Annotated in this window: 12 protein-coding genes; 2 read left to right on the top strand and 10 right to left on the bottom strand. The window is 58.3% G+C overall.

Annotated elements, in window-relative coordinates:
* Position 1 precedes the first annotated feature (1 nt).
* The 6 genes from J4G14_01620 to prfB form a co-directional block, all read right to left on the bottom strand.
* Positions 2 to 883: a flap endonuclease gene (locus J4G14_01620; GenBank protein MCE2456501.1), complete on the bottom strand. Its 882-nt coding sequence runs from the start codon at positions 881 to 883 to the stop codon at positions 2 to 4.
* Complete coding sequence (locus J4G14_01615) at positions 883 to 1,851, bottom strand: D-2-hydroxyacid dehydrogenase (GenBank protein MCE2456500.1); 969 nt, start codon at positions 1,849 to 1,851, stop codon at positions 883 to 885. The genes J4G14_01620 and J4G14_01615 overlap by 1 nt, the downstream gene beginning before the upstream one ends.
* Before the next feature lie 33 nt (positions 1,852 to 1,884).
* Positions 1,885 to 2,868, bottom strand: coding sequence for an ABC transporter permease (locus tag J4G14_01610; GenBank protein ID MCE2456499.1), 984 nt, complete (start codon positions 2,866 to 2,868; stop codon positions 1,885 to 1,887).
* Positions 2,865 to 3,800: an ABC transporter permease gene (locus J4G14_01605; protein MCE2456498.1), complete on the bottom strand. Its 936-nt coding sequence runs from the start codon at positions 3,798 to 3,800 to the stop codon at positions 2,865 to 2,867. The genes J4G14_01610 and J4G14_01605 overlap by 4 nt, the downstream gene beginning before the upstream one ends.
* A 59-nt stretch (positions 3,801 to 3,859) precedes the next feature.
* Positions 3,860 to 5,563 (bottom strand): peptide ABC transporter substrate-binding protein, encoded by a 1,704-nt coding sequence (locus tag J4G14_01600; GenBank protein ID MCE2456497.1) that lies wholly within the window; start codon positions 5,561 to 5,563, stop codon positions 3,860 to 3,862.
* A gap of 13 nt (positions 5,564 to 5,576) precedes the next feature.
* Positions 5,577 to 6,696 (bottom strand): peptide chain release factor 2 gene (prfB, locus tag J4G14_01595; protein ID MCE2456496.1). Its coding sequence is split into 2 segments (ribosomal slippage): positions 5,577 to 6,629 and positions 6,631 to 6,696, totalling 1,119 coding nucleotides; the frame shifts between segments, so codons are not numbered across the junction.
* 151 nt (positions 6,697 to 6,847) lie between these two features.
* Here prfB and J4G14_01590 point away from each other — a divergent pair.
* Positions 6,848 to 8,407, top strand: a complete 1,560-nt coding sequence (locus J4G14_01590) for a D-aminoacylase (GenBank protein MCE2456495.1) — start codon at positions 6,848 to 6,850, stop codon at positions 8,405 to 8,407.
* A gap of 161 nt (positions 8,408 to 8,568) precedes the next feature.
* Here the strand turns inward: J4G14_01590 and J4G14_01585 are convergent, their stop codons facing one another.
* Together J4G14_01585 and J4G14_01580 are read right to left on the bottom strand one after the other, a co-directional pair.
* Positions 8,569 to 12,903 carry a CocE/NonD family hydrolase gene (locus J4G14_01585; GenBank protein MCE2456494.1) on the bottom strand — a complete coding sequence of 1,445 codons (4,335 nt, stop codon included), beginning with the start codon at positions 12,901 to 12,903 and terminating at the stop codon, positions 8,569 to 8,571.
* A gap of 227 nt (positions 12,904 to 13,130) precedes the next feature.
* Positions 13,131 to 13,874 (bottom strand): type 1 glutamine amidotransferase, encoded by a 744-nt coding sequence (locus tag J4G14_01580; protein MCE2456493.1) that lies wholly within the window; start codon positions 13,872 to 13,874, stop codon positions 13,131 to 13,133.
* 81 nt (positions 13,875 to 13,955) lie between these two features.
* Here J4G14_01580 and J4G14_01575 point away from each other — a divergent pair, with 81 nt between their 5' ends.
* Positions 13,956 to 14,501, top strand: coding sequence for a carboxymuconolactone decarboxylase family protein (locus tag J4G14_01575; protein ID MCE2456492.1), 546 nt, complete (start codon positions 13,956 to 13,958; stop codon positions 14,499 to 14,501).
* Positions 14,502 to 14,624: 123 nt separating this feature from the next.
* On the opposite strand, the gene J4G14_01570 is transcribed toward J4G14_01575, so the two are convergent.
* Entirely contained in the window at positions 14,625 to 15,515 is an 891-nt protein-coding gene (locus J4G14_01570) for a TIGR03619 family F420-dependent LLM class oxidoreductase (protein MCE2456491.1), read from the bottom strand.
* The gene (locus J4G14_01565) at positions 15,512 to 16,444 is read right to left on the bottom strand and encodes an aldo/keto reductase (protein MCE2456490.1); all 933 of its coding nucleotides are present in this window, start codon (positions 16,442 to 16,444) and stop codon (positions 15,512 to 15,514) included. Before J4G14_01565 ends, J4G14_01570 begins: the two co-directional genes overlap by 4 nt.
* Positions 16,445 to 16,469 lie beyond the last annotated feature (25 nt).

The raw sequence follows: 16,469 nt of genomic DNA, 5'->3' as shown, positions 1-16,469 counted from the left end.
TTCACTCCTGTTGCCACCTTTCTGGCGTGTCTCTTAACCGCTCCAGACCAAGAGAAACGCAGAGTGCGAGGTACTCGTCCTGGGGAACTCCGTGCCAGCGAAGATCCTCGAGTTCATGGGTAAGCGGTACGTCCGTCCGTAACGTGGCCAGGGTACGGTACAGTTCAGCCTCATTGCGGCATTCAGCGAGATTCGTGGCCAGCGATCGGGCTCCTCGTACTGCTACCGCCCAGTCCTCGTGTGACTCTGGGATCGAATCAATGTGGCCGAATTCGGCCAGTACAGTTGCCGTACCCTTCGCACCCCATCGAGGGACCCCGGGTATTCCATCGGCAGAGTCGCCAACCAAGGCGAGGTAATCCGGGATCGAGGCCGGAGGAACCCCGAACCTCTCGATAACGTCGGCCTCTGTGTATGTGATGTCTCGCCTGCGGTCCCAGACGACAACACGGTCGCCTTCGACAAGGTTCATGAGGTCCTTGTCGACGGAGCAGATGACCACCTTATCGATCTCGGGCTCGTGCTTCCAGCGAGTGGTTGCCGTTGCTATGGCGTCGTCAGCCTCGAACTCGACCATTGGCCAAGTGACGATTCCCAGGGACCGTGAGATCGTTTCCGCTAGTTCAAACTGCGCTGCAAGATCTTCCGGAGTTCCCTCCCCTGTCTTGTAGCCTTCGAAGAGATCGTTACGGAACGACTCGACCACGTGGTCGAATGCACACGCGATGTACTCGGGTTGCTGCTCGCGAAGGAGAAGAAGCAGGGTCTGAAGGAGCCCGGTGACCGCCCCGATAGACGTTCCGTCGGGGGAAGTCCGGGGGGGCGCACCGAAGTGGGCCCGGAAGAGCTCGTAGGTGCCGTCGACGAGGTATAGACTCGCCATCAGAACCAGTTGGCCTTGTCTACGACGTTCTGCAACTCTTGACCCTGGCCGAACCTGACGCAGTTCTCAATGAAGAGCTCTGTTCTGCGGTCGTCCAGGTAGGGACCTGCACCAGCGCAGTGTGGGGTGATAATAACGTTTGGCATCGCCCAGAGAGCGTGATCCGAAGGAAGCGGTTCGATTTCGAAGACGTCCAGAGCGGCACCTCTGATTTCCCCGGCGTCGAGAGCAGCTACGAGATCGTCCAGCACCACCGTAGCACCGCGTCCGATGTTGATGAAGTAGCAAGACGGCTTCATCTTCTCGAAGCGACCGAGGTTGAAAAGTCGCTGTGTTTCAGGCGTCTCAGGGACCGTAACGATCACAAAATCGGCGCGGGGCAGCACCTCATCGAGAGCGTCCGGAGCAACCAACTCGGTCACTCCCTGAGGTGGGGCGTCTAATCGCGGATCGACTCCGATCACGTTCATTCCGAATTCCGAGCACAGCCGGGCCGTCTCGCCGCCAATGCCGCCGACGCCAACCACTACGGCGGTGGCGTCAGGCAGGTTTACGATTTCGTAGCCGGGCATCCACTCGGATTCGACCTGCTGCCTGATGTAAACGTGAAGACCCCGTGCAAAAGCCAGTACGTACGACATGATGTGATTGGAGATATGGTCGTTGTAGATGTCCCTGGTATTGGTGACGACAACGTCGCTGTCGATGAGGTCATCGTGGTAGTACCCGGCTCGAGGTCCGGCCTGTGGGCAGGCAATCCAGCGGAGGTTGCCACGGCGCTCGAACACTTCAGGCACGATGTTGCCGAAGGCGACATCGGCTTCACCGATCATCTCCATCGCTTCGCCCACTGAAGTCGCGACGTTGACCTCTATGTCGGGAATTCTCTCCCGCAACAGGTCGGGCCACTCGCCTATGCGACCACGTTCCGGCGAGCCTTCATCAAAGATGAGAAGGTTAAACGACATCTAACTCTCCCAGACTCAGTTTGAATTAAGATCTTAGCGCGTGCGGGGGTTGAGGACGTCGTTCAGCGCGTCCCCGAGCAGGTTCCATGACAGCACCAGCGTCCATGCCACAAGTCCAGGGGTAAGCAGCATCCAGGGGACCTCTCGCAGGGCGCTAAGGCTGCCTGCTTCGAGAAGCATGACACCGAGACTGGGCCTCGGAGGCTGGATCCCCAGTCCAAGCCAGCTGAGGATGATCTCTGTACCGACCATGGAGCCCATACCCATTGAAACCAGAACAACGATGGGACTGATGGCATTGGGCAGCAGGTGTGTGAAGAGAATCCGGGGAGTGCTCGCCCCAACAGAGCGGGCAGCGTCTACGAACTGCGTCTGTTTCAGGGCCAGCACCTGTCCACGCACGATCCGGGCCATACCGAACCAGCTGAATGATACAAGGGCGATCGAAATCACAAGATAGTCGACGACCCCTGCCTTAACCAACCCGTCCAGAAAAGTAGTGTCTTCCAGGTTTCTAAAGAAGTCACGCAGTCTGGGGCCGAGCGTAGCCGCAAGAATGATCACAAGCAGAATGTCGGGGAATGAGGCGAACACTTCGCCGACGCGCATGATTAGTGCATCCACCCAACTTCCAAAATAGCCTGATACCAAGCCGAGCGTTACACCAATTACGAGGCCGCCAGTAGCCATAGATATGACGGTGATGATGACCGTGTTCTGGATTCCCCACATGACGCGAGTCAAAAGGTCGCGGCCTTTGAGATCCGTTCCCGCCCAGTGTTCTGCGCTTGGGGGCTTGCGTATAGCAGTGTAGTCCTGGGCTGTGTACTCGTAGGGCGCTATCAGAGGTGCAAAAATTCCAACTGAGTACAGAACTATGAGCACGACCACGCTGAACATGGCCAGCTTCTTCCTGATCAGCCGCTCCCAAGCACGTCGCAGATGCCCCTTACCACCCTGGTCCTGGGCAGCAGTGTCTAGGTCTGCGATGACGGTTCGGGTGGGTTGCTGGCTCAACTGTACCTGATCCTGGGATCGACAAAGGAGTAAGCAATGTCCGCTAGGAGATTAGCGAGCACGAAGGCAGTGGAGCCGATGAGCGTTATGGCCATGATGACTGGATAGTCCCGGTTAAAAATGGAATCTATGGCCAAGCTTCCCACACCGGGAATTCCCAGAATTCGCTCAGTAATGAAACCTGTGCTGAGCATTCCTGCGAGGGTGAATGAAAGAATGGTGATAATGGGGATCATGGCATTTTTCAGGATGTGGCGATAGTCGACCGCGAACGAGGTCAGGCCCTTTGCGTATGCGGTCCGGATGAAGTCCTGCCCCATAACGTCGAGAGTACTGGCTCGCATGAGCCTTAGTAGTCCTGCAACGCCTGGTATCCCCATTGTGACGGCTGGTGTGATGATCCTAGGATCCCAGAAACCTCCCCATCCTGAGCAGGGAAGCAAGTCCGTTTTCAAACAGGCAAACCAAAGGAAGGCGGGTATGCTGACCATGATTGGAATGGACATTAGGATCAACGCATTAGCAACAGTTGACGGGTCTATCCAACTGCCCTGCTTGTGGGCAATGAAAAAGCCCAGTGGCAGTCCAATCGAGAGGCTGACGATAAGTGCCGCCAGATTAACCTGGAACGACACCCACATCTTGGACGTCAGCAGTTCCCTTACGGGTCGTCCTCTAAAACGGTAGCTCTCTCCGAAGTCGCCCCTGACGAACCCCCACATGTAGCTGCCATACTGGACTGCGAACGGCTGGTCGAGACCAAGCTCCCTTCGCAGGCTCTTGGTAACTACAGAGTCCGGGTCGTACCTGTTGCCCAGTATGACCTGGACGGGATCACCGGGGCCGAATCGGCCAAGCGAAAACGTGACGAGCGACGCTGCGAAGAGCAGCACGGGCAGCCACAACAGCCTTCTTGTGATGTACAGCCACATTTGATGTTGGGCCGCCCGTCAGAGCGCCCTGTCCTCGCTTCGGTCCATGCAGTTGGGAATCAGTCGGTCAGGCGAATGTTCTTGAGCTTAGGGACGATCATTGGCGTCACCTTGTAGTCTTTGACGTAGTCCTTGATGAGAACGTAACGCTCACCAGAGTACCACAGTGGGAGCCAGGCGCCATCCTGGACGATAATGTCCTCGGCTTGCCGATACAACTCTACCCTGCGTTCGACGTCGGTCTCGGTCCTGGCTTCCTCCAGAATGGTGTCAGCCTCGGGATTGGAGTACTTTCCGTGGTTCAGCGAACTCTCAGTGTGGAACAGTATGTCCAGGAAGTCCTGAGGGTCGGGGTAGTCCGCCTGCCATCCCAGGCCAGCGTAGGCCTGGAACTTGTGCTGGTCCAGGTCCTGGAGGTAAGTCGCCCACTCGACCTGCTGGATCTCGACCTCGACACCAAGCTCCTGCTTCCACATTTCAATCACTACTTCGAGGTCCAGGCCGATCGTTCCACCGGTGCCAGGCACGGTCACTACAATTCTGGGCCTGGTAGTAGGGTCAGCGTATGCGGACTCTTCCAGTAGCTGCCTCGCAAGGTCAGGGTTGTATTCGAGACCGGTCAGGTCAGGGTTGAAACCTGGGAAACCGGGCGGAAGAATCCCGTATGCGGGCTCCACGAGCGAGGATAGCACCTCGTTAGCGATCAGCTGCTTGTCCACCGCGTGGTTGAGAGCCTGCCTGAATTTCGGATCGTCGAATGGAGCCATGCTCGCGTTGAAGCCGACGTATGAGATGCTGAAGTCGGGGGGAGCCACAACCAGCTGGGAGTGAAGCGGCTCAGATGGGTCAAGAACCCTGTCAAGGTCGAACAGCCCGACACCGGTAATGTCGATCTCGTCGTTCTCATACATGGCCATAGACTGGCCGCCAGCCAGGTTCATGGCGATGGAGTCTACGTTGGCGTGCTCACGGTAGAAGTGCTCGTTGCGCTCCAGGATTATGCGTTCGCCTATCCGGTACTCCTTGAGCTTGAACGGACCGGTCCCGTTGGGAGTGTCAGTCCATGTCCTGCCACCGGACTCGACGTTATCCCTATCGAGCACGTAGGCGGTCGGATACGTCAGCTTGGCCAGGAAGTATGCCTTGGGGGCATCGATCTCAATCTGGAGCGTGGAGTCGTCAATGACGGTAATTCCGGTTATATCTTCGGACTCACCTTCCAGGACAGCTTCTACGCCCACTATGTCGTTCAGGTAGGTATCTGCGACAGGCGAGGCGGTATCAGGGTGGGCAGCCCTCTGCATGGACCACTTGAAGTCATCGGCAGTCACGCGAGTGCCATCATGGAACTTCGCGTTCTCGCGAATGTGGAACGTGTAGACAGTTCCATCGTCATTGATCTCCCAACTCTCTGCGACGTCTGGCACGAGCTGCAGGTCTGTATTGAGAGCCACGAGGCCGCTAAATATCTCAACGACGAGACCCGCGGATGTCGTGTCCGAAGTGAGATGCGGGTCCAGAGTGGGAGGATCTGACCAGAGCCGACGGAAGATACCACCAGGAGGTTCATCACCGGTGGTCTCTACGGCGGCGGCCGGAGCTGCTGTTGGAGCGGCCTCACTGCCCGGGGCCTCAGTTGGCTCGGGGGTGGGCTGCTCGGACTGAGCCTGTGGTTCGGGTGTTGCGGTTTCGGTTTCCTCGCCTCCGCAGGCGAGGGCAAAAGCTAAGCTAAGGGCGACAAGCAGAGTGGCAAGTATTCTCATGAGGTTCCTACAGCTACCTGGTTATTGGTGCGGCTTCTTTTCCTACTGTTGTCTTTAGATACGATGTGATGAAGTCATCCAGATCACCGTCGAGCACAGCGGCGGCGTCTGAGACCGAGTGATCGGTCCTGTGGTCTTTGACCATCTGGTATGGATGGAGGACGTAGCTCCTGATCTGATTGCCCCACTCCGGGGAAATATGCTCGCCCTTGATACGCGCCAGTTGCTCGGCACGCTTCTTCATTTCGAGTTCAACGAGCCGGGCCATCAGGATCCGCATGGCAATCTCCCTGTTCTGGTGCTGGGAGCGTTCGTTCTGACAGTTGACCCTGATTCCAGTTGGGATGTGCGTGATCCTTACGGCAGTCGAGTTCTTCTGGACGCTCTGCCCCCCGTGACCGCCGGCCCTGAAAGTGTCTATCCTGAGATCATCGGGGTTAATTGTAACGTCTGAGTCGTCTTCGACATCAGGCATCACCTCAGCGAGCGCGAACGAAGTGTGTCTTGCATGGTTGCCATCGTACGGGGAGATTCGAACCAGCCTGTGAACACCCTTCTCGGCCTTGAGGAAACCGTACGCGTTAAGGCCATTCACCTGCACCACGGCACTCTTTATGCCCGCCTCGTCCCCCGTCGATACGTCCAGCACTTCAGTCTTGAATCCACTGCGCTCAGCCCACCTGAGGTACATCCTCATGAGCATCTGCGCCCAGTCCTGTGAGTCGACTCCTCCCGCACCCGCGTGCAGCGCCAGGATCGCATTGTGGTCGTCGTACTCCCCAGAGAGCATAAGCAGGAACTCAAGGTCGTCCAATTCAGTCAACAGATCGACGAGTTCCTGGTTCATTGTGGCGGTCAGAGAGTCCTCGTCTTCGAGGAGCGCAAGGTCAATCAACTCATCGAGATCCTGCGCTCTAGCCTTCAGGCCGGTCCAGGACTCGACCTCGTTCTTAAAGCCGGACAGTCGGCGCATGGCGGTCTGTGCCTGCTGATTATCCTCCCAAAATGAGGGGTCTGACGCCTGCTTTTCGAGCTCTTCTATCTCTCTTCGTTTGCTGTCGAGGTCAAAGACGCACCATTAGTTCGGAAATGCGGGAAAGTAAGTCGGTCACTTGACCTCTAAGGTCTAACATTGGATACGTCCTTGACACTGGCCGCAGATTTCGGCGAGTCCTCGCCGGGGCCATAACGAACCGATTATATCAACCCCTGAATTAAACCTACCACCGCACGACACCCTGACGGTGTACAATCGCCACCGAAACGAGAGACCGAGGTAGACAAATGTTAGACATCCTGATTCGCGACGGACTGATAATCGACGGCACCGGCAATCCTGGCTACTACGGCTCAGTTGGAGTCGAAGGCGACACCATCAAGGTGTTTCGAGGGTCCGTCCAGGATGTGGATGCGGCCCGCACCATCGACGCAACGGGGCTGACTGTTTGCCCCGGGTTTATAGACATGCACGCACACTCCGGTCTGGTTCTGCTATCGGAGCCCGAGCATGAGCCGAAGGTCAAACAGGGAATCACGACCGAGCTGATCGGCGTCGATGGCAACTCGTACGCGCCATTTAAGTCGCAGGATGACTTCAGACGTTTCGTAGAGATCAACTCGGGTTTGGACGGCAACCCTCCCCTGCCCGGTTCGTGGTCGACAGTCGAGCAGTACCTCAACATGTTCGACAGGAAGTCGGCAGTGAACATTGCGTACATACTGGGCAACTCGCCGGTGCGTATCGACGCCATTGGATGGGAGTCGACTCCGGCCACAGAGGGCGACATCGCGAACATGAAGGCGATGATCCGGGAGTCGATGGAGGAAGGCGCAATCGGCATGTCGACCGGTCTGGACTACCCACCGGGCGGGTATGCGTCCACTGACGAGCTTGTAGAGCTATCCAAGCAGGTCGCAGAGCTCGGAGGCATTTACCATACGCATGTCAGGTATAAGTCCGGAGACATGTTCATGGACCCGTTCAAGGAGGCTATCGAGATCGGCGAGCGTAGTGGCGTACCGGTGCACATCACCCACTTCTACCAGAAGGCGCCTTCTCCGGGCGGAGCGCCGCAGCTCCTGGGACTGGTTGAAGATGCGTCTGCTTCGGGTCAGGATGTGACGTTCGACAGCTATCCGTACAGCCTTGGCAGCACGCGCATCCTGATCGTCTTCCCGGACTGGGTACACGAGGGAGGGCCTGAACGACTCAAGCAGGCGCTCGCCGACGAGGACGCTCGTGAGAGGCTGCGAGGTGAGGTCGTGCCGCGCGCGCCCACATGGCATGACATGTGGCTGACGTACTTCAAGCGTCCGGAGAATCACCAGTACGATGGCAGGTCGATTGCAGAGATCGCGGAGATGCGGAAACAGGACCCCGTGGACGCGCTGTGCGACCTTCTCATCGAGGAGGACCTGCAGACCTGCTACGTGGCTGAAGGACTGAACCAGAAGACATTGCCAGCCTTCGTCACTCATCCGCTATCGATGGTGGGCAGCGACGCGGTGCTGCTTGGCGACTTCCCAAGTCCTCGCACGTACGGCTGCTTCCCAGTGATTCTTGCCGAGTACGTCCGTGAGGAGCGGCAGATGTCTCTGCCGAACGCCATCAGAAAGATGACGTCGTTCCCCGCGCAGCGGTTGGGACTTCAGGACAGGGGAGTTATCCGGGACGGCATGAACGCGGACATTACGGTGTTCGATGCAGGGTCAGTAAGGGCACCTGCCACTCGAACTGACCCCAAGCAGTTCCCTATCGGCATCGAGTACGTCATCGTCAACGGGACCGTGGTTGTCGATCGTGGCACTCACACGGGAGCGCTTCCCGGTAGGGCTGTTCGATAGGGAAAGTCGTAAGCGGCGCTCGCACCCTCACCTCACATCAAGTACAGGGCATACTCTGAGGGTGTCCTTCGACAATCTCAGGACGAACGAATTGTCGGTCTACCAGGCCCTGCAAGCCCTGAGTGAGTGGTTTACTTCTATAACGGTTCTAATGCTCGTGGCTACCTGGCCACGGGAAGTTCTATGTGCGAGGCCCGGCCCGGGCTGTGATGTATGGTCTGGTGTGCAGCCTCGTAAGTCCTATCTACGCCCAGAGGGCCCCCGGTGTTGTGGTTCACGTCGAACCTCGGCCAGTTGCTCGAGCTTATGTCCAGGCGGATATTATGCCCAGCAACGAACGTGTTTGACGTCGGGTAGAGCTCGAACTCGAACTCGTAGACTTCGCCCGGTTCCATGAATTCAGGCTCATCGTAGCCGTTCCGGTAGCGCGCACGGATGATAGAGTCGGTGATGTTGATTGCCAGTCCCTCCGGATACTCGGCGGTAGGCGGATAGACGTCGATTAGCTTGGCAGTAAAGTCAGTGTCGACCGCTGACGACTCCGCCCAGAGCCTGACGGTAATCGGACCCGTAACCTCGACGTCGGCCTCCAGAGGAGGCGTCTGGAAGGTCAGCACATCCGCGCGAGCATTGAGCGGCTGGTGATCCTGCGTGCCGTAGAACCGTGTGGGATCGCCCCTCTGGTCGTATGCGCCGGGTTCCATTATTGGATTGGCTGCAGATATGCCTCCCCCGATTGTCGGGACAGGGTCGGTCGGGTCGAAGATGTAGGAAGTGCTGGGTTGCTCTTCACTACCGGGCTGTCTGCGGGCGAGCGTACCATCTCCGTGAATGTAGAAAGGCACGAACCGCGTGCCGGGAACGGGCCAGTCGTCTGCGCCAGTCCAGAAGCCTCCGTGGTTCAATCGGTGCTCGTCGTTGATGCGTCCATCGCCTCCACCCATAGTGAAATAACGGACAGGGCTCCAGTCTGCGGCCTCTGTGTGCATCCCCTTGAGGTAGTGATCGAACCAGGCCAGCTTCAGGTCGTTGTAGTCGATGTGGGCCGTCAGGCCGAAGTCTATGTCACCTGAGTGGGTAATCTCGTACTGACCATGTGTCCAGGGACCCATCAGGAGTTTCTGCGGCGATTCCTTGAGCCTGCTCAGCTTCATGTAGCACTCGGTCGAGTTGCGGGCGTATGAGTCGTACCAGCCACCGAGGTAGAGGGTCGGGACATCGGCGTGTTCATCGTAGTACTCGACCGGAGCGTAGCCACGCTGCTTCCAGTAGTCCGTGCGCTCGCCGACTGTCTGGAGATCGATTACCCACTGCTCGACAGTTGGCACTCTTCGGAGAATCGACGTGTTCTTGAGTATCGGGAAGTTCTCGACGATCTCAGGCATACCGTTTTCGAAGATGTTGAGTATTGCGGCGGCGAGGGCGGGATCTGCCTTAGCCTCCGGGCTGGTGGTGGCCATCCTGTAGGCGTAGATGAGGAAGCGCTGTTCGAGGGTGCCGTTGTGGCGCATGGAACTCGAGAAGTAGTCGGACGCTCCAACAGCGACGATCATCGTCGAAAGATGGGGCGGGTCCAAAGTCGCCAGCGCAGCCTGATCGGAGCCTGCGTACGAGTCTCCCATGGTACCGACCTTGCCGTCGCTCCAACGCTGGGTTCCGAGCCATTCCACGGTATCGTAGCCGTCCTCAGCCTCATCGAAGAAGGGCAGCCAGTCTCCCTCAGACTTGAACCGGCCACGTACATCCTGTATGGCGACGACGTAGCCCCGTCTGGCGAAGAATTTACCCCTGGAAGTCTGTCGGGCAGCCAGCTTGTCGTAGGGAGTGCGCTCCAGTATCACAGGGAACGGGCCAGTAGCCGGAACGTCGTTGACGGCGGGAAGATAGAGGTCTGTCGCCAGCCTCGCGCCGTCCCGCATTTCGACCATGACATCGCGCTGAATCACCACCCCATATGAGGCAACTGAGCCCTGGTAGAGGCCGTCGCCCAGGGGCTGAGTAGCACCATTATCAGATGGCGCCACAACCTCGGGGGTTGAGGGTTGTTCCGCCGGGATGATGGTCTGTACGGACTCAGCATCTTCAGCGAGGCGGTCCCACGTGTAGGTAGCTGGGATCAGCTCGACATCGGCCCATATCGGCCCCTGGTCAGCATAGTGCGGGCTACCTGCGTGACCGGATGCTCCGAGGGGCACGATCCAACGGGAGTCGTCCCAGTCTGCGGTGTCCCAAACGTAACGGGCAACGGATGTGCCCGTGATGGTGAATGAGTCCCAGAGAGTGGACGAAGAGCCAGGGGCAACGAGGCCGTAACTTCCAGCCTGGGGTGTGTCTCCGTCTCCGCTCATGCCGAATCCAGGTGGATCGAGAAGGTCCGCGGCGTCAGGGAAGGCTGCCGATAGTGGATGCCTTGGCCTGGTGCGGTGTACGTCGCCCCACTTCCACGCGTCGACGTCCCTGCCGAGACCAATGCCAGTCCTGGAAAGCCTGTGTACGGCCTCGTTGAATCCCTGGTACAGCTCGCTGTCGAAATCCCATTCCCAGTCGGGATCGGGAGGTCTGACGACCTCGACTCCGCTCTGCAGGTCGGCCACCAACAGAGACGCAAGCTGTCTGAGGTGGCCTGGAGCTCCCCTACCCTGCGCACCAAGTGCAACGCCAGCCAGGTCGCCGAAAAGCCTTGTGAAGTAGCGTTCGTGTATTTCCGACCTGATCGCGCTGTAGATGGTCGGGGCAACCAGGTCCCTATTCATGCTGCCGTCCCAAGCTTTGAGGTGTCGGATGCACTCCTCCTCGATCTGGGACATTCCCTCAACCGATAGATTGGAGAGGAACTTGGAGTAGACCTGCGCCGGGATGGAGACCACTTCCGAATGTATGGCAGCCATATCATCAACTGTAGCGTTATAGAGGTTGCCAAGCCTGTCGAGGATTCGCCTTGCGCGGTGGTCTGGGGCAAAACTGAGAGCAATGTAGTGTGGATAGTCGTCGCCAACTATGCGGTTGTTGGCCGTGACAATGAGACCGTCCTTGGGATTCCTGATCCTGGCAAGGTCCTCGAAGGGTATCGGGCCCTCCCATTCGTGCTCGCCGGTCCAGCCCGGAACGGGGAGCCAGGCGTTGGCCATCGACCGGATGGGGACCTGACCTCTGTTCAGGTAGCCGATGTCGCCGTGGACGTCGGCGAAGACGAAGTTGTTACACGGATCGACCCAGTCGCGCATCGACTCGTCAATCTCATCAATGTCCTGTGCGTACAGCATTCGCCGTAAGCACTCGAACCCGAGGTTCGGGCCCGAGGTTGCTGTGTATTTGAATGCGAGCCCCTTTGAGCCGTCGCCGCTCTCGGCGATTACCGGGCCATGGGCAGTCGAGAGGACCGAGATGCCTACATCGTCGTCACCTCTGACCGCGATGGACTCCTCACTCACGTCGGCGGGGTGCCAGTTTCCCTGAAACTCGTACTCAGGGCCACTTTCGCTCCCACGGATGTTTTCGACGTAGAGGTCCTGGTAGTCAGCCCCAGCGTGTGTGACACACCATGCGACCTGCTCGTTGTGTCCGAAGTGAGGGAATCCGGGACAGCCTGGGAACGACATGCCGATCACATCGAACTCAGGGCAGGCTATGTGGTTCTGATAGTAGACGTTTGGCGTGTCGAGGCCGCGGTGGGGGTCGCCAGCGACGAGGGGCTTGCCCGACGCGGTTCGGGAGCCGTGAACCGCCCAGCTATTGGAGCCGCTGTCGTCGTCCTTAAGCCATTCTATGGCTGAGAGGCCTTCTTCTAACTGGTCGATTCCCTCGATTATGTCGGACTCGGCCTCCTCACCCGGGGGTACGATCACCAGCTGGCTGGAGAAGCTCGCTGCTCTCTCGTCTCCCCAGATGCTCTTAACTCGATCACGCCACTCGTTTCCGTACCCCTTGAGGAGGCTCTTCGCGCGCTCCGGGCCGAATTCGTTAACCAGTCTCGCACGCCACGTCTTGCCCTCGAACACGCCCATCATGATGTGCCTGACCTTGAATACGGCCAGGCAGTCCAGGGGAGTCCACAGTTCAGGTTCGGCACCGATGAGTGCGTATTCCACAGGCAGGGCGTTCGATGATTCCATGAATGCGTTGACGCCAGCGGAGTACGCCTCGAACATCGCGCGAGCTTCCTCTGACAGGGCTTCCCAGTCCCTTTCGACAGAGGCACGGATCTGGAACCTGCGCATCATGAGATCGTGTTCCACACCATCGGAGCCGATGAACTCTGCCCACCGGCCGTAGGCACGGGCACGATCGTAGTCCACGTGCCAGAGACGGTCCTGGGCGGTGGCAAAACCCTGGCCGAAGAAGGCGTCATGCTCAGATTCGGCCCTGACGTGGGGAATGCCGAAGCTGTCACGCGTGATGGTGACTTCTCCTCCCAGGCCGGAGACCGTCACGTCCGACGTCGTGTCGGGAATGGCGGAACTGAATGATGCGGACTGATGTGCCGATATCTGGGTCATTTCTGGCGCACCTCAAACGAGCAATTTGGTCATCGATATACTATCAACAAACCTGAGAGTCGAGTAGATGGTCCTACGCGGTAACGGTTGCCTACCCTGTCGGGTCAGGGCAGACAGAGGTGGGTATTCACAGACCGTAGATTCTGCGGAAGCGGTTGTCCAGTGACTGGGGGTGTCCTTCGACAAGCTCAGGACGAACGAATCGGCTGTCTATCTGCCCCTGCAAACTAGCAAAGGGCGAGCACCGCCTTCAGGAAGCCTGCCATTTGGGCGCCGTGAATTGGGTAGTAGCCCTCGAATTCCCGGAGATTGCGCGCCGCCTCTTCTCCGGGATCAAAGCGATCGCCCATCAGGTCGTAGTCTGAAGCCAGCTCACGGTTCCATATGCATAGCTCGTCGAAGGTAAGTTGAGGTTCGAACTGGACTCCGTAAGCGTTTCTGTACCTGAACGCCATGTCGAACCTGCGATAGCCCCAATCGCGACGGAGCATGAATCCCTCGGCGAGTCGTGTCGCCCCAGAGGGTGTGGTGAAACACTCGCCGTGCAGGGTGGGAACAAGAGGAGCAGTGATCTTCCCAAACGCAGGGTCGGTGTGGCCCTCCTCAGATATCCAGATCTTCCTGAGGCCGAACTGGTAGCCGCCGGTGGGTTCGACAACACCTCCCAGCGCCTTCGATAGCAGCTGGGCGCCCAGGCAGACACCAAGGACTCGAATGCCGCGCTCAGCGGCATCTCTTAGGTAGTCCATCTCCTCCTGAAGAGCCAAATACCCGTCGTTAGCGGACATCGGCCCGCCGAGGGCCACAACGAAGTCGTTTTGCCCCAACCGTGGCGCATCAAACAACTGGAATTCGGGAGCGTCTGAGTAGATGGGAACGGTCTCGATTCCGAAACCAGCGCCGGTCAATACTGACTCGAAGTTAGAGCCGAGTGTTTCGAACTGGTGGTGTTGTATGACGACAGCTTTCATGATCGTTCTCCGGTGAACACCGCGCTATGGTAGCATTGGGCCGCTAAAGCGAATGGACACGATCGGCGAGAGGTATGAGACATGTCAAGAGTCCCACTAATAGAACAGCGCGGCGATGTTCCAGAAGAGGCGGCCCACCATTTCGACTCGATAGCTAGCAGCCGGGGCCGGATCAGCGGCCCGTTTGCCGTGCTGCTCAACAGCCCCGAGGTAGCTGGACGGGCTGCGCATCTAGGTGCGTATATCAGGTTCGAGTCCACACTGGACCCGGACATAAAAGAACTGGCAATCATAACCGCTGCCAGGGAGTTCGACTGCGACTATGAGTGGTCTGCCCATGTCGTGCTGGCGCGCGATGCAGGAGTAAGAGCAGAAGCGATAGATGCGGTCGCCAACCGGGGAGCATTGGACGGCCTGACTGCAGACGAGTCGCTGGTGGTCGGGTATGGTCGCGAAATGTTCGGAAACAAGCGAGTGTCAGATGCAACGTTCGACGCTGCAAAGGAAAGATTCGGCGTGCAGGGCGTAACCGAACTGACGGCGACCATGGGCTACTACGGGATGCTGGCGTGCGCTCTGAATACGTTCGAGGTGCAGCCCGCGCCTGATGCGGAGCGGCTGCCGTAGAACCGCAGGATGGTTCACATCATGAATGAAGGCGGAGTTTTCGCCCTCACCCCAACCCTCTCCCCCAGGGAGAGGGGGAAGTTGGTAAACATTCGAAATTGACTGCGGGTTGCTGTGACCTTGTCAGCCGATTCTCGACAACACACGTTCGGCGAAGGCTTCCTGGGTCCGACGGATGCGGTCAACGTCGTCTGTGCCGACCTGTAACACGATCTCCGATACTCCGATCGACTCGTACCCTTCGATGGTCCGCAACAGCTGGTCGGGGGTGCCTATCATCGGGGTCGATGGGTTGTCGGACGGGGTGTCCAGGATGTCGAGTTCGCCGCGCACGACGAGGGTGACCTCGTCAGGGTCCCTGTCGAATTCGGCGCACATCGTCCTGACGGTTTCGAATCGTTCTCGCATATCCGTCACTGAGCCGCCGTTGGGGTGCCATGCGTCGCCCAGCCTCGCGGCTCGCCGCATGGCAGCGCGGCTCATGCCGCCGATGAGAATGGGAACTCCTGGTGTCTGCACCGGCTTCGGTGAGAACTTGAAGCCACTATAGTCGAAGAAGCGACCGTTGTAGCTCGGGTCTTCTGACGTCCACAGGTCGCGCATGACCTCAATCGACTCGTCAGCGTATGCGCCACGAGTGGTGAAGTCGCTGCCGAGGGCATCGTTCTCCTCGCGAAGCATTCCCACTCCTACGCCAAGTGAGACCCTACCGCCAGACATAACGTCGAGCGTGGCTATCGTCTTGGCGAGGACCAGTGGATTGAGATACGGAAGTACAAGCACGGTCGTGCCCAGTCTTACTCTCTCTGTCATCGCAGCCACCCAGGTAAGCACCGTCAGGGCATCGTAGTATGGCCGGTCCTCCAGGCGGTCGTAGATATAGCCGACATTGAGGATGTGATGGTTGACCCACACTGAGTCATAACCAAGCTCTTCGGCGCGGACGCCAAATTGGACGACCTCCTGTGGGTCCGAGAGCCCCCAGTTCTGCGGAATTACAAATCCGAATTTCATGGCGTATCCAGTATCGAATTCACTGTGGCAAGGTCTTCAGCGGACAAGTCCCAAGAGGCAGAGGCGGCGTTGGCCTCGATCTGCTCGGGACGGGTCGCACCGGCAATTACGGAGCTCACCGAGGGGCTGGCGAGGAGCCACGCGAACGCGAGCTCGAGGATCGTGTGTCCCCGCTCCGAGCAGAAGTCCTCAAGCTTTTCGAGAATATCGAAGTTGTGGTCAGTGAAGACTCCTCTGTCGTTAGCGGCCAGTCTCGTGCCCTCTGGAGCAGGGGCGTCTCTGCGGTACTTGCCGGTAAGGAAGCCGTTTTCGAGGGGGTAGTAAGGCAAAACCCCAATGCCGTAGCGTTCGCACATCGGGAGCAACTCAGCCTCGGGCTGGCGGTAGAGCATCGAATACCTGGGCTGCACGCTAACGAATGAGTTGATGCCAAGCGTCTTTGAGGTCCAGTCGGACTCACACACCTGCCAGGCAGTGAAGTTGGAACATCCTGCGTACCTGATTTTGCCCATGTGGACGAGATCGTCCAGTGCCCTCAGGGTTTCATCCAAGGGGGTATCAGGGTCCCACCAGTGGATCTGATAGAGATCCAGGTAGTCAGTCTGGAGTTTCCTGAGGCTTACATCGACCTGGTCGAAGATGTGCTTTCGAGAGTTGCCGGCATTGTTAGGGCCTTCGGCGACCCGGCTGGATACCTTGGTCGCGATTACAGCCTCCGCACGTCGCCCCTTGAGAGCGTCGCCGATGTACTTCTCTGAATGTCCGCCTCCGTAGCTGTTCGAGGTGTCGATAAAGTTGACGCCGGAATCGAGCGCGGCATGGATAACCGACGTCGAGCGCTTCGCATCGACGCGGCCACCGAAGTTATTGGCCCCAAGTCCCACGGCCGACACCTGGAGGCCGGACTTGCCGAGTTGTCTGTACTTCAATGCTGATTCTCCTGCTTGATGTGGA

It is taken from the genome of Dehalococcoidia bacterium (assembly GCA_021295915.1).
Taxonomy (GTDB): Bacteria; Chloroflexota; Dehalococcoidia; order Lucifugimonadales; family UBA1123; genus VXRN01.
This window is presented reverse-complemented; position numbering and strand designations above follow the sequence as displayed.